Raw genomic sequence first — 18,767 nt, forward strand, 5'->3', positions numbered from 1 at the left:
GGTACTGCAGGGGGGACCCTGTGGGAGAGTAGGACACCGCCGAACAATTCTTGAGAAAGGCCCACACCGTAAAACGGTGTGGGCCTTTTTTGTTTGCTGGTTACAGTGAGCCCATGAATCGTGATGCCACTGAGCCCCGGGACGAGCCCGGAGAACATCTCATCCGCTCGATATCGGCCGACGAGTGGCCGCAGGTCAAGCGGTTGCGCCTGCTCGCCCTCCAGGACCCGGTCGCCCCTCTCGCCTTCCTCGAGACGTACGACGACGCGCTGGCCAAGCCGGACTCCTTCTGGCAGGAGCGGGCCGAGCGGGGCGCACGGGACTCCGGGACAGGGCAGCAGATCATCGCCCAGGGCACGGACGGGGCGTGGGTCGGGTCGGTGACGGTACTGATCGAGGAGGCCGGCACCGTCGACTGGGCCGGGTATCCCGTCGAGCGTCGGCAGGGGCATCTCGTCGGGGTGTGGGTGCGGCCCGATCACCGTGGCATCGGCATGACCGAGCGGATGTTCGCCCGTGCCGTGGAGTGGGCCTGGCACATCGGTGTCGACCGGGTGCGCCTGATGGTGCACGAGGACAACGAGCGGGCGCAGGGGCTCTACCGCAAGTGCGGCTTCGCGCCCACGGGGCGGGTCGTCTCGCTGGAGATGACACCCGGCGAATCCGAGCTGGAGTTCGTCCTGGACCGCGCGTAACGCCCTCGAAGACTGCTGAGACCGCTGCGGCGGCTCACACCGGTAGTTCGTCGTGCGGCCAGCGGGTACGGCCCTGTTCGCGGGAGCGCAGCAGGGCCAGGGTGGGCAGGCCGTGGTCGGCTCCCGTGGACAGGAGGTCCGGCAGCTGGGGCAGCGGGGCCACCGCGGCGATGTCGTCGAGGACGAGCGTCATTGGTGGGTCGAGCCGACCGGAGGATGACCGTTCGGCCATGCGCCGGCCGCGCTCGACCACGCTTGCGGCGAGGGCGGTGAGCAGGGGCATCGCCCCCGGGTTCGTACGGGGGTCCTCGATGGATTCCCCGACAAGGTACAGCGTGCCCCCTTCGCCGACGAGGGAATCCAGGGCGAGCGCATCAGTTCGGTGCGGGGTGCAGGCCTCGCGGATGTTGACCGTGGCGAGGGCGGCCAGGGCACGCCTCGTCAGTTCCTGCGCGATGTCCCGGCGTTCGGGGTGGGCGGTGAGCGCCGCCTCCAGCTCCCCGGCGGAGCCCGGGGCGGCCTTGGGGCTGGTGCGCAGGGCGCGTACGGCCTCCTGGATCTGGCTGCCCTGGGCCCAGCGGTGGACGTGCCGGACGGTGCGCCCGTCGATCGCGGCGGCGTGGAGACAGCAGCGGAGCAGGGTCTCGGCGGTGTCGGCGACGGCCTGGTCGATCTTGGCGGTGGGGCGGACCGGGGCCAGCAGGGCGGCGGCCCGTGCCGCGGCGGTGGCCTTGTCCTCGCAGCCGGCGGTCGGCGACCAGTGGAGGCGTGCCGGGGTGTCGCAGAGGTGGTTCGGGTCGTAGAGGAGGACCGGGCCGAGCTTGGCGCGGGCGTCCTTGGTGTCCTGCCAGACGGCCGGGTTCGAGGTGACGACCAGGGCGGGGCCCTCCGCGTCCCGTACGGCCTGGACGGCGGTGGTGCGGCGTCTCTCGCGGTCGGCGACCAGCAGCGTCTCCCGGCGGCCGGCGCCCGCGACCGGTCCCCCGGAGAGGGGCACGAACGCCCCCGGGCCCGCGGGAGCCGTCTCCGGGCTCTCCAGGGGTTCGGATTCCGAGCGGGGCACGGGCACCTCGTGCCCGTACGGCGGAACGTGCGGCGGAACATACGGCCGATGGGCGGGGGCCTCCACGGCAGAGGGCGCCGCCGCGGAGGTGCGGCGGCGCGTGCGGCGGCCGGCGCGCCAGCGGGCCACCGTGCCCATCAGGAACACCGTCAGCACGAAGAGGATCATCAGCTGGCCGATGAACAGTCCCCAGAACAGCCCCCACCCCGGCAGCCGTCCCGCCGCGGTGCCGGGCCAGGCGCCGGGGAGGTCGTGGGGTGCGGTGATCAGGTGGCGCATGGCGGCGGGGGTGCGCAGGAAGGTGACGCTGCGGGGCCAGGTGCCGTGCGCGAACCAGGCGGCCAGACCGGTCGCCGTCCAGACCAGCAGAGTCATGCCGAGGAGGAAGGCGAGGATGCCGATCAGCAGGCCGTCGGGGACGCCGCCCTGACCGCCCCGACGGCCTCCCGGGTGATCGCCGAGGTCACCCCGGTCGCTTCGCTCACCCCGGTTGTCGTCCGGTCTCACGTAGCCGTCCCCCTTACGCCACCGTCGATTCGGCGTCACCGAGATGCTGTTCCACGAAGGCCGCCGCCCGTTCCTCCGCCTCCAGCTCGGCGGCGCGCAGCGCGTCGTCCTCGGCCCGTTCGGCGGACGTCTCGGTCATGGCGCGGTCGGTGAAGACCAGATGGCGTTCGGTCTCCGTGACCAGGTGCTTGACGACCTGGACATTGCCGTTGACGTCCCAGACGGCGATGCCGGGGGTCAGCGTCGGGATGATCTCCACGGCCCAGCGCGGCAGGCCGATCACCCGCCCGGTGGCCCGTGCCTCGTCGGCCTTCTGGGCGTAGATCGTCCGGGTGGACGCCATCTTGAGGATCGCCGCGGCCTCCTTGGCGGCGGCGCCGTCGACGACGTCGGACAGATGGTGGACGACGGCGACGAAGGACAGACCGAGGCGGCGGCCGAACTTCAGCAGACGCTGGAACAGCTGCGCCACGAACGGGCTGTTGATGATGTGCCAGGCCTCTTCCACCAGGAAGATGCGCTTCTTGCGGTCCGGGCGGATCCAGGTGTGCTCCAGCCACACGCCGACGATCGCCATCAGGATCGGCATGGCGATGGAGTTGCGGTCGATGTGGGAGAGGTCGAACACGATCAGCGGCGCGTCGAGGTCGATGCCGACCGTCGTCGGGCCGTCGAACATGCCGCGCAGGTCACCGTCGACGAGGCGGTCGAGGACCAGCGCCACGTCCAGGCCCCAGGCGCGTACGTCGTCCACGGCGACGTTCATGGCCTCGGCCGACTCGGGTTCCGGGTGCCGCAGCTGCTCGACGATGTCGGTGAGGACCGGCTGCCGGTCGAGGACGGTCTCGTTGACGAAGGAGTGCGCGACCTTGAGGGCGAAACCCGAGCGCTCGTCGAGGCCGTGGCCCATGGCCACCTCGATGATGGTGCGCAGCAGGGCGAGCTGGCCGGTGGTGGTGATCGCCGGGTCCAGCGGGTTGAGGCGGATGCCGTGGTCCAGGGCCGCCGTCGGGTCGAGCCGGATGGGCGTGATCCCCAGCTCCCGCGCGATGAGGTTCCACTCGCCGGCCCCGTCCTCGCCCTGCGCGTCCAGGACGACGACCTGGCGGTCGCGGAAGCGCAGCTGGCGCAGGACGTACGTCTTCTCCAGGGCCGACTTGCCGTTGCCGGACTCGCCGAGGACCAGCCAGTGCGGTGCCGGGAGCTGCTGGCCGTAGAGCTGGAAGGGGTCGTAGATGTAGCCCTTGCCGGAGTAGACCTCGCGGCCGATGATGACGCCGGAGTCGCCGAGGCCGGGGGCGGCGGTCGGCAGGTAGACCGCCTGGGCCTGGCCCGTGGACGTGCGCACCGGCAGCCTGGTCGTCTCGACCTTCCCGAACAGGAAGGACGCGAAGGCATCGGTGAGGACGGACAGCGGATCCCTCATGGTGGAGCCCTACCTTCGGATGCCGGTGGCGAACGGAAGGGTGTTCACGAAGGCGCGGTGGTGCTCACGGTCGCACCACTCGAGTTTCAGGTACGACTTCCCGGCCGACGCCCGGATCGTCCGCTTGTCGCGGGCGAGGGCTTCCGGACTCCGGGAGGAGACGGTGATGTAGCCGACCAGGTTGACGCCGGCGGCGCCGCTGGCCAGGTCCTCGCCGCGCTGGTCGAGCCGGGAGTGCGCGGCGACGTCGCGCGGGTCGACGGTGCGGTTCATCTTGGCGGCGCGGCTGGCGTCGGCCTCGTCGTTGGTCTTCTCGGTCAGCATGCGCTCGATGGCGATCTCGGTGGGTTCGAGATCCATGGTGACGGCGACCGTGCGGATGACGTCCGGGGTGTGGACGAGGAGCGGCGCGAGGAAGTTCACGCCGACCGGGGTCATCGGCCACTCCTTGACCCAGGCGGTGGCGTGGCACCAGGGCGCGCGGGTCAGCGACTCGCGGGTCTTCGCCTGGAGGTACGTCGGCTCCATCGCGTCGAGCTCGGCCGGCCAGGCGTTGCGCTGGGTCATCGCCTGGATGTGGTCGATGGGGTGGTCCGGGTCGTACATGGAGTGGACGAGGGAGGAGAGCCGGCTCTGGCCGAGGGGCTGGCGCAGCCGGATGTCCGCCTCCTGGAGGCGTGAGCAGATGTCGGTCAGCTCACGGGCCATGACGACGGCGAGTCCGGCGTCCCGGTCCAGTTTGCGGCCGGAGTGCGGGCGGGCCGCGCGGGCCATCGCCTGTGCCTCGGCGGCGAGTTCGCGCGTGTAGTGCATACAGGCGACGAGGTAGGCGCGGTGCTGCTCGCTGCTGGTGGACACCATGGACTGGAGCTGGTCGTAGGAGCGCTGGAGCCACTCCGGGGACTTCTCGTCGCCGCGCTGGGCGACGTCCTTGGCGTGCGCGTCGGGATCGGCGGGCAGGGTGCGGGCGAGCATCTGGAGGCGGGTGACGAAGCCGTCGCCGTTCGCCACGTGCTTGAGGAGGGTGCCGAAGCGGTCGACGAGGGCTTCCTGGTCCTCGGAGTCGCGCAGGCCCACGCCGGGGCCCTCGATCTCGATGGCGGCGGTGACGGTGCGCCGGTCGGCGTGCAGCAGTACGGCGATCTCGTCGGGCCCGAACGGCGCGGCGAGCCAGCTGATCCGGCCGATGCCGGGCGGCGGGCCGATCTCGACCTCGCGTCCGTCGAGGGTGGTGCCGGCCTCCATGACGCCGGAGCGGTAGACGGTGCCCTGGCGCAGGGTGCGCTTGTAGGAGCGGTTGATCTCGAACCACTTGTAGAACGTGCGGCGCTTGTACGGCACGTAGACCGCGGCGAGCGCCAGCATCGGGAAGCCTGTCAGCAGCACGATGCGCAGGGACAGGACGGGGACGAGGAGGCCGCACATCATGCCGAGGAACGCGCCCAGGATGATGAGCGCGATCTCGCCGGTCTCGCGGTTGCGGCCGACGACGGCGTTCGGCCGGGCCCGGCCGATGAGATACGTACGGCGGGGCGTCATCGCGTGGGACACATGCGCTTCGGTCGTCAACGCCCGTCACCTCCTGAACGGTTGCTGCTGCTGTTGCGTGAGTTCGCGGCGTGCGGGCTGCCGGCCGGGCCGGGTGTGCGGGGCGCGGGTGCGGCGGGTCCGCCGCCCGGACCGCGTGAGCTGTGTGCGGCGACGCCGCCCGCGACGGGGTTGGACGGGCGGGCCCCGGAGGACGACTGGCCGCCGCCCCCGTTGTTGTCGGCGCGGGTGCTGTGGGTCTTGATGCCCTGGGCCACCAGGGTCGCCGGGGAGCTGATGACGGCGGCGGCCTTGCCTTCGGCGCCCTGCATGATGCGGTTGTTGCGGCCGCTGGCGATCTCGTCGCCGAAGCCGGGCACGAAGCGGTAGATCATCGCGCTGGCGAAGATGGCGAGCAGGATGATGGCGAGGCCGGAGACGACCGCGGAGAACGCGTCCGGGCCGTTGTCGGACGCGGACAGGGCACCGGCGAGGCCCAGCACGATCACGATGACCGGCTTCACCAGGATGACCGCGATCATGATGCCCGCCCAGCGGCGCACATGGCCCCACAGGTTCTTGTCGACGAGCCCGGCGTACACGACGGTGCCGAGGAGGGCGCCGACGTAGAGCAGGGCGGCGCGTATGACCAGCTCGAGCCAGAGCACTCCGGCGGCGAGGATCGACACCAGGGAGACGACCATCAGCATGATGGGTCCGCCGCCGATGTCGGTGCCCTTGCCGAGCGCGCCGGAGAAGGTGCCGAAGAAGGTGTCCGTCTGGTCGCCGGTGGCCTTGGCGAGGACCTCGGTGACACCGTCGGTCGCGGAGACCACGGTGTAGAGGATCAGCGGGGTGAACGCGGAGGCGATCACCGTGAGCCACAGGAAGCCGACGGCCTCCCCGATCGCGGTGGTCAGCGGCACGCCGCGGACGGCCCGCTTCGCCACGGCCAGCAGCCACAGCAGCAGGGTGAGGATCGTCGACGCCGCGAACACCACGGCGTACTGCTGGAGGAACCTGGTGTTGGTGAAGTCGACGTTCGCGGTGTCCTTGACGGCGACGCTGAGCTTGTCCACGGTCCACGAGGCGGCGTCGGCGCAGCCCTTGGAGAGGGAGGTGAGGGGGTCGAGGGTGTTGGTGGTGACCCCCTGACTCCCGGACCCGCTGCCGGAGGAGCCCTGCCCGCGTTCGCAGTACTTCTTGGCCTGGCCGAAGATCAGGTCGCAGTTGTCCTTGCCGGCCTTCGGGGAGGACGATGCCGAGGGCGACACGGACGCGGAAGGTGAGGCGGACGCCGACGGGTCCCCGGTCGGGGTGGCGCCTGGGCTGGGATCGGCGAAGGCCCGGCTCGCGAGGAGCACGGCGGTCGTCTGCACGGCCGTGACGACTCCGGCGAGCCTGAGCACGCGGTGCGGGTTACCGGGCATACGTGAACCCTCCGTACTCCTCGATGGCCTTGCTGATCTCGTCGGAGGTGGCGGCCTTGTCGTCCCCGGGGACCGGTGCGGGGCCGTCCTTCTGGGAGTCCGAGACGATCTTCCAGTCGCCGTCGGACCACTTCAGCGCGAAGGTCCAGGTCTTCCAGCTGGTGGTGACCGGGTCGGTCGAGGCCTGGCCGGACATGCCGATGAGGCCCAGGTACCAGACGTCGACCTCGGCGGTGCTGTCCGTGTGGTCCCGGACGGTGGTGCCCACGGGCACCACGCGGGAGACGAAGGTGCTGCCCTTGGGGGCGTTTCCGTCGGCGTCGAGCCCGAGCCTGTTCAGAAAAGTGGCCGAATAGGCGCGGTCCATCGGACCCTGGAGCTTGGTGGCGGCGGCGTCCGTGTACAGCGTGTCGACGATGGTGTGCCGGGTGGCGGTGTGGAACATGTCCGTCGAACCGAGCGACACGGAGTAGTTCGCCGCCGCCGACTGCGCGCCCTGCTCGGTGTGGGCGAAACCCGCGGGGATCCCGGAGGTACTGGTACCGACGGGCTTGGTGCCGGTCGCCGCCGTCGGCGCGCTCTGCGCCCTGTCGCCGCCGCCCCCACCGCTGCCGCTGTCGGCTCCGCTGCCTCCGGCAGAACCGGAACTGCTTCCTCCACGGTTCGCGAAGGCGATCGCCGCGATCAGTACGACCACCACGCCGACCACCGTGACCAGTCCCCGCGAGGACGACCGGCCGCCGCGCCGCGCGCCGCCGTAGGGGTCGCCGCCGGGGAGTCTGGTGCGGGTGTGGCCGCCGCCGGCGTACCCGCCGGAGGCGTCGTCGGCGTGTGCTTGCTCGTCCCCGGGGCTCATGCCGCGTACGCCTCCTCGCCGTTGTGCGGAAACGTGTCAGAGTACGACGGTAGCCGCGCTGGTTCCCGCGCGGGCGCGGTGTGGTGACTCGACATCAGGGAAACGCAACCTCAGCCGGTGGGCACGACGGGCAGGTGGGATAGAGGGGACCGGGCGTGCCCGGAGGGGGAGGACGGCGTCGCCTAGACGGCCATGCCGTACACGATCGTGAAGAGTGTGCCGAGTGAGCCGATGATGAACACGCCTGTCAGACCGGCGATGATGAGACCTTTGCCCTGTTCCGCGCTGAACGTGTCCCGCAGGGCGGTGGCGCCGATACGCTGCTTGGCGGCACCCCAGACGGCGATGCCGAGGCAGAGGAGGATGGCCACGGCCATCACGACCTCGATCATGACCTTGGCCTCGTTGCCCAGGCTGCCGAAGGGGCCCCAGTCCGGAGCGATCCCGCCGATGATGGTGTTGATGTCTCCCTTGTCGGCCGCAAAGAGCATGTAAGTCACCGCCCCTGGTGGGTAGTTCCGCTGTCGTCCGTTGAACCCTGCGGTGCAGCAGAGGTCAGGTCTCATTGTCGCCGACAATGCGCCGTCGTATGTCGACTTGACGTCATTGGGTGGCGTGTTTCGTACGATTGATTTGTCTCGTCACTCTGTGTATCACGGCAGGTCACGCCGGGCAACGAGGCCTGGGCGGAACCTGGGGTGCGGTTCCGTCGTTGATCCTCTTCACGGCCGCGCACGGGTCCTGACGGCCGCCCGGGTGACGGGCCGTCTCGATGTTCTCATAGCACGGGTTTTCGGGCCCCGGGTGGTGGCAGCAGACGTCCCGCGTGCGGCGTGCGCCCGCGCGTGCCCGGCGGCCGGGCACGGCGAACGGGCCCCGGCGGTGTGCCGGGGCCCGTCGCGGAGCGCGGAGTGCCGAGTGTCCGAAGGGGACTTCCGGTGACTCAGCCGGTGAAGGCCGTCAGACCCTCCGGGGTGCCCCAGCCGGTCGGGCCGTCGTAGCCGGACTGGGCGGTGCACAGGTAGGTCGTCGAGCAGGAGCCGTTGTTGCCGCTGGTGACGTCGTTCAGCGCGGAGGTGCCGGCCTTGGCGTACGGGAACGAGGCCGGGTAGCTGCTGCTGGACGGGGTGCCGGCGAGGGCGTAGACGCCGGCGATGATCGGGGACGAGACGCTGGTGCCGCCGAAGGTGTACCAGCCGGCGGTCACGCCGTAGGAGTCGTAGACCGAGACGCCGGTGGCGGGGTCGGCGACGGCGGAGACGTCGGAGATGGTGCGCTTGGTGCAGCCGGTGTCGGTCTGCCAGGTGGGCTTGGTGTCGTAGGCGGAGCAGCCGGAGCCGGTGCCCTCGGTGCTGCTGGTCTTCCAGACCGTCTCGCTCCAGCCGCGGGTGGTGGAGGTCGCCTTGGACAGGGCGGTGCCGCCGACCGAGGTGACGTAGCGGGAGGCCGCCGGGTACTCGGCGCCGTAGCCGCTGTCACCGGCGCTGACGGTGATGGCGACGCCCGGGTGGTTGAAGTACGAGGTGTCGTACGTCGAGTCGGAGGACGACTCGGAGCCGCCGTAGCTGTTCGACACGAACTTCGCGCCCAGGGTGACCGCCTCGTTCACGGCCTTGCCCAGGTTCGCCATGGTGGCGCTGGTGGCCTCGACGAGCAGGATGTTGCACTTCGGGCAGATCGCGGAGGCCATGTCGAGGTCGAGCGAGATCTCCTCGGACCAGCCGGCGTCGCTGGTCGGCAGGGAGGTGGTGGAGCCGGTCTGGCTGACCTTCTTGAAGCAGCCGTTGGCGGTGGTGCACGCCGACAGGCCGTAGTACGAGCGGTAGGTGGCGAGGTCCGACTCGGCGTTCGGGTCGTTGTACGCGTCGACGATCGCGATGGTCTCGCCGGAGCCGTTGGAGGCGGCCGCGGAGGTCAGGCCGTAGGCCGACTGGAGGTCGGTGGGGCCGTAGCCGGAGGGCGTGGCGGCGTCGGCTGCGTTCGGGGTGACGCCGTCCGCCTTGGCCTGTGCCTTCTGGAAGGCGGTGACACCGCCCGTCACCCGGTAGGAATCACAGGCCAGTTCACCCTTGTGCTGGGGGGTGGCACACGGGGTGGCGGTCCAGGTGACCTTGGCGGACGCGGAGGTGGCGGCGTCCGCCTGGGCGGCGGTGCCGAAGCCGGCGAACACCAGCGCCGCGGTGGCCGCCAGGGCGGCTCCGATCCGGCGCCTGCTGCCGCGGGAGGAGGTTCTTTCGGGGGGAGTGGAACGCATCGTGCAGCCTCCTGGTGCTCCTGAAATGGGGTTGGAACAGGGGGAGTTGCGTTGAGTGCGGGTGCAAGGCCGCCGGTACGGGGTCCCCGGCGGCGGGCGGCGGCCCGCGAAGACGATCCCTTGTTGAGTACGTGACAACAAGACCCTTCTGGAATCCTGACTTCCGCCTTACCGAACCAGGGGTGGGCGTTGCCGTTCGATGGCTGCGCGATGGCCTTCCGGTGGCCCGCACTTGACCGGACTCACAGGGGGTTCACGGGAAACGGGCGGGAACGGATCTTCACCCGGACCGCCGGATGCCGTGTGGATGGGGCAGGGGAGTCACCGGGGCCGTTCGGAGGGAACGGGCGTCATGGGGGCGGCGGGAACGGCGGACATCCGCGGTGGCCGTCGCCCGGGCGGGACGGACGACGGGCCACGACCGGATGTCGTGGCCCGTGTCCCTGCCGTGCCGCCGAGGGGACCCCACGTCCCCCGCCCGGCGAGCGGCTCCCCGTGACCCGACGGGGAGGTCGTGCGCAGCGCGCGACCGGCTGCCGCCACCGGGTGCGTGCCGGTGGCCCACCGTGACCTTCCCCCGCCGCGTCCGTGACGACAAGGCCGGCCGCCCAACCCTGACCACCGCCTTACGAACCAGGCGCGGGGGTTACCCGCCGTTGGCGGGCGGATGGAAGGCGGATGGGCCCGCCTTGAAGCAACCCACAGCGACGGCACAGCCCGCTCAGCGGGACCGGGACCTCCGGCGCGGGACGCCGAGACCCGGGGGGTCCGGTGGGTCCGTCGGCGGCCGGGGTTCAGCGGGGGCGCAGGCCGTGGAGGAGGTGGTGGATGTGGGCGTCGAGGCTGCCGAGGGCCTGGGCCGGGGACAGGGTGCCGTTGGCGGTGAGCGCGGCGAGCCCGTGCATCCCGGCGGCCGTGACCAGCGTGAGTCCCGCGGGGTCCCCGGCGACGATCTCGCCCCGCTGCTGCGCGTCCCCGATGAGCCGGGTGAGGACGCCGACGGACCGCTCGATCGCGGCGGCGAGCCGTACCGACACCTCCGTGTCGTGCTTACGGGTGAACATCAGCTCCAGCAGCTCGCTGTTGTCGATGGCGAAGGCCAGATAGGCGCGCGCCAGCTCGGTCAGCCGTGGCTCCAGGGGCAGGTCGGGCCGGTCGGCGGCCTCCTGGCTCTGTGCCAGCCGTTCGTACCCGGCCAGGGCCAGTGCGTCCAGCAGGGCCTGCTTGTCCTTGAAATGCCGGCCCGGCGCGGCATGGCTGACCCCGGCCTCCCGGGCGAGCTCGCGCAGGGAGAGGGCGCCGGCGCCCCGCTCGCGGAGGGTGCGTTCCGCGCTCTGGAGCAGGGTCGAGCGCAGGTCTCCGTGGTGGTAGGGGTGCTGGGGCATGGGGGTCATCGTAGCTGAATGTTGACATTGACAGCATTGTTGGCGGTGTCTACATTGGCGGTATGTCACCCACTCAGGACACGCCCCTCTCCGATGTCCCGGATGCCTCAGGCGTCCCGGGCGTCCCGGATCTCCCGGACCTCTCCGGCCGTACGGCGGTCGTCACCGGCGCCTCCAGCGGCATCGGGCTCGCCACGGCGGACGCGCTGGCCCGTGCGGGCGCGCACGTGGTGCTCGCCGTACGGGACCCGCGGCGCGGGCGGGAGGCGGCGGCCCGCACGGCCGGCGGCGGCGCGCGGAGCACCGCGGGGAGCACGGAGGTCCGCCCGCTGGATCTCGCCGACCTGGCGTCCGTGCGGGAGTTCGCCGCGGGGCTGACCGGGCCGGTGGACCTGCTGATCAACAACGCGGGCGTGATGATGGTCCCGGAGGGCCGTACGAAGGACGGCTTCGAGACCCAGTTCGGCACCAACCATCTCGGGCACTTCGCCCTCACCAACCTTCTGCTGCCCCGCGTCACCGACCGGGTGGTCACCGTCTCCTCGGAGGCCCACCGCTGGACCGACGGCCTCGGCCCGGACTCCCCGCACTCCCCGGCCTCCTACGACCCCCGCCGCGCCTACGCCCGGTCCAAACTGGCGAACCTACTGTTCACCCTGGAGCTCCAGCGCCGCCTCACCGCCTCCGGCAGCCGGGTCCGCGCCCTCGCCGCGCACCCCGGCCTCGCGTCCACCGGCCTGACCGCTCACGCCGCGAATCCCGTGGTCCGGACCGGGATGCGTCTGGCGACCATGCTGCTGGGCCAGGACAGCCGGTCCGGTGCGCTGCCCACGCTCTTCGCCGCGACCCGGGACCTGCCCGGCGCCTCCTACGTCGGCCCGGGCGGACCCGGGGGACGGCGCGGGGCTCCGGCGCTGGCGGGCCGCTCGGCCGCGGCGGGCGACCCGGTGGCGGCGCGGCGCCTGTGGGCGGTGTCGGAGGAGCTCACGGGGGTGCGGTACCCGCTGGTGGCGGCGGTGTGAGGCGGCGCGGCCGGCCGGTGCGGCCGTGACGGTGCCGTACGGCCTCCCGGGGGCGTGCCGGGGCCGGAGACGGCAGACTGCTGGAGGCGGGGGGCACCGGAAGGGGCGGAACCGGGAGGTGCGCGGTGGCGGCAGAGAAGACGGCCGTGGTGGCCGTGGGCACGGCGGCGCCCGAAGCGTCCGCCGTACCCGGTGTGACCGGAGCGGCGCACATGCCCGCGGTGACCGGTGCACGCACGCCTGACCGTTCTCTCACCTTTCCCTCCCCCGCTTTCCTCACCCCCATACGTCACAGTGGGCGCCGATGAACCGCACCGGCCGCCTGCTCGGCACCCGTACCCACGCGCTCCTCGGGGCGATGGTCCTGCTGGCCGTGACGTCCTCCTCCGTCGCGGCCGCCGACGACGGGCCGGGGCCCCTCGGGGTCACCGCGGAGGCGGCGGCGACCGCGCGCTTCGCCCGGGTGGGCGCGCTGTTCGGCGCCGACCGGGCCGGGAGCCTGGCCGGCGGGCACTTCTGCACCGCGGCCGTGGTGCACAGCGCGGGGCACGACCTCATCGCCACCGCCGCGCACTGCCTCGACCGGAGCGGCGACCTCGTGTTCGTGCCCGGCTACCGGGACGGGAAGGCGCCGTACGGGGTGTGGCGGGTCACCGAGCGGTACACGGCGGACGGCTGGGCCACCGGACAGGACGAGGACAGCGACGTCGCCTTCGCCGTCGTCGAGGGCGGACAGGACGGGCAGGGCGGCCGGGCCGGGGAGGGCGCGGGTGGCGTCGAGGACGCGGTCGGCGGCGGGTACGGGTTCGCCGCGGGGACCGCCACCGGCTCCACCGCCGTCACCGTCACCGGGTACCCGGACGCCGGTGAGCGGCCGGTCACCTGCACCAACAGGCCCACCGCCCACAGCTCCACGCAGCAGCGCATCGAGTGCCCCGGCTTCACCGGCGGGACGAGCGGCAGCCCCTGGGCCAACGGGGACGGGCGGATCGTGGGCGTGCTGGGCGGCCACGAGCAGGGCGGTGTCACCGACGACGTGTCGTACAGCGTGGTGCTGGGCGGCGAGGCCGGGGCGCTCTACCGCCGGGTGGCCGGGCTCGGCTAGTGCCGCGGCACCGGAGACGGTGGCCGGGGAGGGACGGGGACGAGAGGCGGGGCGGGGCGGGACGCGGTGATTCCGGACGGTTCTGAACGCGCCCGGCCGCGGTGCGCGACGGTGACCGGCGGCCGGAAAGCGGCGGATCCGTACTGACGCCCGGGTTGCGGCGGATCCGGCGTGGGAAGCTCCTACACTGGCGCGGGCGGAATCCCGGCGGGTGAGGGGCGGTTGACGGTGCGTAAGGCGTGGCTCGTGGCGGGTGCCGCGGTCGGTGCCGGGCTCAGCTTCGTGCTGCTGCTCGTCGTCGGGGTGTACATCGTCGCCGGCAACCTCAGCAACGGCGTGGGCGGCGGCAGCGTCGCGCTCGCCAAGGGCTCCGTGCCCGCCGCGTACCAGGCGCTCGTACAGCGCTGGGGCAATCTCTGCCCGGCCCTCAACCCGGCCCTCCTGGCGGCCCAGTTGTACCAGGAGAGCGGCTTCAACCCGACCGCGCGCAGCGCCGCCGCGGCCGAGGGCATAGCGCAGTTCATCCCCGGCACCTGGGCCACGCACGGCATCGACGGCAACGGGGACGGCGTCCGTGACGTGTGGGACCCGAACGACGCGATCCCGTCGGCCGCGTCGTACGACTGCGAACTCGCCAAGTACGTGAAGGACGTTCCCGGCAGCATCACCGACAACATGCTCGCCTCCTACAACGCGGGCGCCTACGCGGTCATCAGGTACGGCGGCGTGCCGCCGTACAGCGAGACGCGGAACTACGTGAAGACGATCACCACGCTCGCGAAGAGCTTCGCCGCTCCCACCACCCGGGTGGACCCCTCCGAGCAGGCCGCGACCGCCATCAACTACGCCCAGTCCAAGCTCGGCACGCCCTACCTCTGGGGCGGTGACGGAACCGCCCAGGACGGCGGACGGTTCGACTGCTCCGGTCTGACGAAGGCCGCGTACGCCACCGCCGGGGTCACCCTGCCGCGTGTCGCCAACGACCAGTACAACGCCGGGGCGCACCCCACGCGGAGCGAACTGATGCCGGGCGATCTGGTGTTCTTCTCGGACGATCTGACCGACTCTCGGGCGATCCGCCACGTGGGCATCTACGTCGGTGGCGGTTATATGATCGACGCGCCGAGGACGGGTGCGGTGATCCGGTTCGACCCGATCGACACACCCGACTACTTCGGCGCCACCCGGGTCACCGAGGATGGCGCGAAAGCGCTCCCCACACACGTCTGAACCCGGCGTGAACCCGCCCCCTGAGCTGCGGTGACGAGTCTCTCTTCGGTAACGTCTGCGTGATCTTTCGGTGGAGTGTGGAACGTATCCACCAAGGCCGTGCGTTCCTGTCGGTGTAGCCGGCCGATGCGGACACACGTGCGCAGTGACAGCTGATCTACAGACCACGGGGGTGGGCGGACAGGGGCACGCGCCGAGCGCGCCCGGGAGAACGACGAAGGAGTCACGGCACCATGGCTGGACTCGCCGAATCCGGTTCGAACGCGGACGTCGATCTGCTCTATGACATCAACGGTCTCGCCGACGGCGCGCCCCGCTGGTTCGACCGTGCCATGGCCTTCGTCGGCGAGTACGGGCTGCTGATCGCCCTCGTGCTCCTGGTCGCGGGGTGCTGGTGGTCGGTGCGGCGGCGTGGCGGCGAGGACGCCGTGACCTCCGTGGCGGCACTGCTGTGGGCACCGCTCGCCGCCGCGCTGGCGGTGGTGGTGAACGTGCCGATAAGGGACTTCGTGGCGCGGCCCCGGCCCTTCGTGGACCACGAGGGGCTCGATGTCCTGGTGGGCGGCAAGGCCGGCTACTCGTTCGTCAGCGACCACGCCGCCCTCGCCATGGCGCTCGGGGTCGGGCTGTTCGTCGCCGACCGGCGGTTCGGGCTCGCGGGCATCGCCCTCGCGCTGTTCGAGGGATTCTGCCGGGTGTACATGGGGGTGCACTACCCGACCGACGTGGTCGGCGGGCTCGCCCTCGGCACGGCGGTGGCGCTGCTGCTCGCTCCGGTGGCCATGGCGGCGCTGACCCCGGTGGTCGGGGCGGTGGGGCGGTCCGCCTACGGGGCGTGGTTCGTGGGGGGCTGTGAACCCGGGGCGGGGGAGCGGGCGGTCGTACCGAGCGCCCGGGGGGCGGGAGCGGCCCCGGAGGGCGAGAAGGACCTCGCCGCGTAGCCGCTGGGCGCGGGGCCGCCGGGCTGTGTGGTGCGGGGGCGCGAGGTGCGGGGGCGCGAGGTGCGGGGTGTCCGCGCCCGTGCGGTGAGCCGTGTGCCGGTGCGGCTACTGCGTCGCTCACGCCGCGGGTGCTCTCCCCTTCTTCCCGCCCTCGCCGCGTCCTCCTTCCTCACAGCGCCTGGGGGTAGGTGAAGAAACGGGTGGGGTCGTACTGGGCCTTCAGTTGCTTCAGGCGGGCCGCCGCGTCGCCGTAGTAGGAGCGGCGCCAGTCGGTGAGGGCGGGGTCCGTGTAGTTCTGGTAGGCCGTGCCCGAGGTGTGGGGGGCCATCGCCGCGTGGGTGGCGGTGAGCCAGGACTGCGCCGCGGTGCCCGCCGTGCCCGCCGGCCAGGACACCAGGTACTGCGCCAGCATCCGCTCACGGCGGTGGACGAACGCCGTGGCCGTCGGGGAGACGCGGTTGACGGCGCCGCCCAGGGCCGTCAGGGCGATGCTGCCCGCGCCGCCCCGCACCGAGCGCATCCGGGCCAGCAGGGTCTGGATGCCCGCCGCGGGGATCGAGCGGCCGTAGAAGTGCGAGCGGGCGGCGTACGTCTCACGGCGCAGCGCGCCCTGGGGGGAGCGGCCCGGAGTGCTGCCGGGCAGATGGCACCGGTCGGCGGAGGCGAACGAGGAGCAGCCGGCGTAGATCTCCATGGCCTCCTCGTAGCCGCGCCGGTGCAGGGAGACGCTGCGCGCCGGGGCGCCGACGGCGGAGGCGAGCCGGTCGACCGCGTTCTGCAGCTCGCCGTAGGTGCCCAGGGAGAAGCAGGACACGGAGACGGTCGGGGTGCCGCCGGCCGAGGCCTCCAGGTGCAGGGCGGACCAGATCTCGTCGGGCTGGCCGGGGCCCCACTCCTGCCATGCCTTCACCACCGCCGCCGCCCTGGCCCAGGGCCAGGTGAGGTAGCCGGTGACGGCCTGCGGGGCGGGATGGGTCCTGAAGTGCAGTTCGGTGACGACGCCGAAGTTGCCGTTGCCCGCGCCGCGCAGCGCCCAGAAGAGGTCCGTGTGGGTGCTCGCGTCGGCGGTGAGCCGGCTGCCGTCGGCCGTGACGACGGTGGCGCGGGTGAGGCTGTCGCAGGTCAGGCCGTAGGCGCGGGAGACGACGCCGTGGCCGCCGCCGAGGACCAGGCCGGAGACGCCGACGGTCGGGCAGGAGCCCGCCGGGATCGTCACGCCCTTGGCGGTGAGGCCCCGGTAGACGTCGATGAGTTTCGCCCCGGCGCCGACGACCGCCTCGCCGCCGCCCACCCGGACCGAGGCGAGCCGGGACACGTCGAGGATCAGCCGGCCGTTGCCGGACGACCAGCCGGCGTAGGAGTGGCCGCCGTTGCGGATGGCGACACGGATGCCGTGGGCGCGGGCGTAGGCGAGGGCCGTGCGGATGTCGCCGGTGTGGGCGGCGTAGCAGACCGCGGCGGGCTTCAGGCCGTCGAAGCGGGTGTTGTAGAGCTGGTGGGCCGTCGCCCAGCGGGAGTCGCCGGGGCGGATCAGGAGGCCGTCGAGGTCGCGGGCGAGGGCGGTCCAGTTCGCGGCGACGGCCTTGGCGGCGGTGGCCGTGAGCGCCGGGCCGGTGGCCGTGGCGGCCCGCGTGTGATGACCGGCGCCGGCCGTGCAGCCGGCCGTGACCGCCGCCGTCAGCGCGGCCGCGCCGCCCGCTATCACCGTACGCCGCTCCATGGCCTCCGCCCTCCGTCGCCGCCCCTCGGCTCTCCTGGAACGAGACGGCCACCCGGTGCCCCGGGTTCCCGGAGCCACGGCGGCCCGTGGGCGCCGGCTCCCTGATCGGTCGTGTCACCCGGCGGGACGCCTCCTTGTCGATCACGTGTGCGTTCACTCGAAGAGGTGTGTGAAAGGCGATCAGTGGACCGCTGTCCGTAACCTGGTTCCCGGGACCTCGACGTGCCCTCCCCGTGAGCATTCCGTGACCTAACCGGGCCGACGGCAGGGGTTCACCTTCCGTTCATTTATGACCTTCGACCGCTTCACCTGATCTGCCTAATTTCGGTACTGCAAGGTGCGGAGTGCGGCCCGGGACTGCACTGCTCACCACTGACAACGGCACAGTCCCAGAGGACTACCTCGCGGACTGGGATCACTCTCCGCACGCCGCCGCACGGGCGGCTCCTTGGAAGGAACCTCCGAAAGTGAAGCTTCAGCGCAAGAACCGGCTTCGCGCCCTTTCCCTCGGTGCTGTCGCGGTCTCCAGCGCCCTGGCCCTGACGGCGTGCGGCTCGGACGACACGAGCTCGAAGTCGAGCGACAGCTCCTCCTCGTCCTCCTCCGCGAACGCCGGCTCGATCAAGTGTGACAACGCCAAGGGCCAGCTGCTCGCGGACGGCTCCTCCGCGCAGAAGAACGCGATCGACGCGTGGGTCAAGCAGTTCAGCCAGGCCTGCGGCGTCCAGATCAACTACAAGGGCGGCGGCTCCGGCGCCGGTGTCACGGCGTTCACGCAGGGTCAGGTCGCCTTCGCCGGTTCCGACTCCGCGCTGAAGCCCGACGAGGTCACCGCTTCCAAGAAGATCTGCTCCGGCGGCCAGGGCATCGACCTCCCGATGGTCGGCGGCCCGATCGCCCTCGGCTACAACGTCCCGGGTGTCGACAACCTGGTCCTGGACGCGCCGACCCTCGCGAAGATCTTCGACAGCAAGATCACCAACTGGAACGACGCGGCGATCGCCAAGCTGAACCCGGGCGTGAAGCTCCCGAACCTGAAGATCCAGGCGTTCCACCGCTCGGACGAGTCCGGCACCACGGACAACTTCACCAAGTACCTGATCGCCACCACCCCGGACAACTGGAAGTACTCCGGCGGCAAGGCCTGGCAGGCCAAGGGCGGCCAGTCCGCCCCGCAGTCCGCGGGTGTGGCCCAGCAGGTCAAGCAGACCTCCGGCGCCATCGGCTACTTCGAGCTGTCCTACGTGGCGGACGGCGTCAAGGCCGTCTCCATCGACACGGGTGCCAGCAAGCCGGTCGCCCCGAGCACCGAGAGCGCCACCGCCGACATCGCGGCCGCCAAGGTCATCGGCACCGGCAGCGACCTCTCGCTGCAGCTGGACTACAAGACCAAGGCCGAGGGTGCCTACCCGATCACCCTGGTCACCTACGAGATCGTCTGCGACAAGGGCAACAAGGCCGACACGCTGCCCGCCACGAAGGCGTTCCTCCGTTACATCGCCAGCGAGGACGGCCAGAAGGTGCTCTCGGGCATCAACTACGCGCCCGTCCCCGACGCGATCATCGCCAAGGTCCGCACCACCATCGAGGGCCTGAGCTGATCTGA

The 18,767-nt window shown here is 71.8% G+C and carries 15 protein-coding genes; 6 read left to right on the forward strand and 9 right to left on the reverse strand.

What is annotated here, in order from left to right; all coding sequences use genetic code 11:
- Positions 1 to 113 precede the first annotated feature (113 nt).
- Positions 114 to 695 (forward strand): GNAT family N-acetyltransferase, encoded by a 582-nt coding sequence (locus tag ABZ862_RS32525; protein WP_360966103.1) that lies wholly within the window; start codon positions 114 to 116, stop codon positions 693 to 695.
- A 34-nt stretch (positions 696 to 729) separates the two neighbouring features.
- Here ABZ862_RS32525 and ABZ862_RS32530 read toward each other — a convergent pair whose 3' ends face one another.
- The 8 genes from ABZ862_RS32530 to ABZ862_RS32565 all read right to left on the reverse strand — a co-directional run bounded on the left by ABZ862_RS32530 (position 730) and on the right by ABZ862_RS32565 (position 11,143).
- Positions 730 to 2,265: a type IV secretory system conjugative DNA transfer family protein gene (locus ABZ862_RS32530; RefSeq protein WP_360966106.1), complete on the reverse strand. Its 1,536-nt coding sequence runs from the start codon at positions 2,263 to 2,265 to the stop codon at positions 730 to 732.
- Positions 2,266 to 2,278: 13 nt separating this feature from the next.
- Positions 2,279 to 3,691: an ATP-binding protein gene (locus tag ABZ862_RS32535; protein ID WP_360966109.1), complete on the reverse strand. Its 1,413-nt coding sequence runs from the start codon at positions 3,689 to 3,691 to the stop codon at positions 2,279 to 2,281.
- Between the two features lie 9 nt (positions 3,692 to 3,700).
- Complete coding sequence (locus ABZ862_RS32540; RefSeq protein ID WP_360966112.1) at positions 3,701 to 5,260, reverse strand: SCO6880 family protein; 1,560 nt, start codon at positions 5,258 to 5,260, stop codon at positions 3,701 to 3,703.
- Positions 5,257 to 6,648 (reverse strand): hypothetical protein, encoded by a 1,392-nt coding sequence (locus ABZ862_RS32545; RefSeq protein WP_360966115.1) that lies wholly within the window; start codon positions 6,646 to 6,648, stop codon positions 5,257 to 5,259. Before ABZ862_RS32545 ends, ABZ862_RS32540 begins: the two co-directional genes overlap by 4 nt.
- Complete coding sequence (locus ABZ862_RS32550; protein ID WP_360966118.1) at positions 6,638 to 7,504, reverse strand: hypothetical protein; 867 nt, start codon at positions 7,502 to 7,504, stop codon at positions 6,638 to 6,640. Before ABZ862_RS32550 ends, ABZ862_RS32545 begins: the two co-directional genes overlap by 11 nt.
- A 182-nt stretch (positions 7,505 to 7,686) precedes the next feature.
- Entirely contained in the window at positions 7,687 to 7,995 is a 309-nt protein-coding gene (locus ABZ862_RS32555; RefSeq protein ID WP_014673544.1) for a hypothetical protein, read from the reverse strand.
- Between the two features lie 452 nt (positions 7,996 to 8,447).
- Positions 8,448 to 9,758 carry a S53 family peptidase gene (locus ABZ862_RS32560; protein ID WP_360966121.1) on the reverse strand — a complete coding sequence of 437 codons (1,311 nt, stop codon included), beginning with the start codon at positions 9,756 to 9,758 and terminating at the stop codon, positions 8,448 to 8,450.
- 794 nt (positions 9,759 to 10,552) lie between these two features.
- On the reverse strand, positions 10,553 to 11,143 hold the full coding sequence (locus ABZ862_RS32565) for a TetR/AcrR family transcriptional regulator (protein WP_360966124.1): 591 nt from the start codon (positions 11,141 to 11,143) through the stop codon (positions 10,553 to 10,555).
- Between the two features lie 62 nt (positions 11,144 to 11,205).
- Here ABZ862_RS32565 and ABZ862_RS32570 point away from each other — a divergent pair, with 62 nt between their 5' ends.
- The 4 genes from ABZ862_RS32570 (at position 11,206) to ABZ862_RS32585 (ending at position 15,441) form a co-directional block, all read left to right on the forward strand.
- A complete protein-coding gene (locus ABZ862_RS32570) occupies positions 11,206 to 12,165 on the forward strand; it encodes an oxidoreductase (RefSeq protein ID WP_360966127.1) in 960 nt (319 codons plus the stop codon).
- Positions 12,166 to 12,469: 304 nt separating this feature from the next.
- On the forward strand, positions 12,470 to 13,270 hold the full coding sequence (locus ABZ862_RS32575; RefSeq protein WP_360966130.1) for a trypsin-like peptidase domain-containing protein: 801 nt from the start codon (positions 12,470 to 12,472) through the stop codon (positions 13,268 to 13,270).
- 222 nt (positions 13,271 to 13,492) lie between these two features.
- Positions 13,493 to 14,500: a bifunctional lytic transglycosylase/C40 family peptidase gene (locus tag ABZ862_RS32580; protein ID WP_360966133.1), complete on the forward strand. Its 1,008-nt coding sequence runs from the start codon at positions 13,493 to 13,495 to the stop codon at positions 14,498 to 14,500.
- Between the two features lie 233 nt (positions 14,501 to 14,733).
- Entirely contained in the window at positions 14,734 to 15,441 is a 708-nt protein-coding gene (locus ABZ862_RS32585) for a phosphatase PAP2 family protein (protein ID WP_360966136.1), read from the forward strand.
- A 169-nt stretch (positions 15,442 to 15,610) separates the two neighbouring features.
- On the opposite strand, the gene ABZ862_RS32590 is transcribed toward ABZ862_RS32585, so the two are convergent.
- Positions 15,611 to 17,161, reverse strand: a complete 1,551-nt coding sequence (locus tag ABZ862_RS32590) for an FAD-binding protein (protein WP_360966140.1) — start codon at positions 17,159 to 17,161, stop codon at positions 15,611 to 15,613.
- Positions 17,162 to 17,628: 467 nt separating this feature from the next.
- Here ABZ862_RS32590 and pstS point away from each other — a divergent pair, with 467 nt between their 5' ends.
- Positions 17,629 to 18,762 (forward strand): phosphate ABC transporter substrate-binding protein PstS, encoded by a 1,134-nt coding sequence (gene pstS / locus ABZ862_RS32595; RefSeq protein ID WP_360966143.1) that lies wholly within the window; start codon positions 17,629 to 17,631, stop codon positions 18,760 to 18,762.
- Positions 18,763 to 18,767: the final 5 nt, after the last annotated feature.

Source organism: Streptomyces sp. NPDC047000 (assembly GCF_040644295.1).
In the GTDB taxonomy this organism is placed as follows: Bacteria; Actinomycetota; Actinomycetes; order Streptomycetales; family Streptomycetaceae; genus Streptomyces.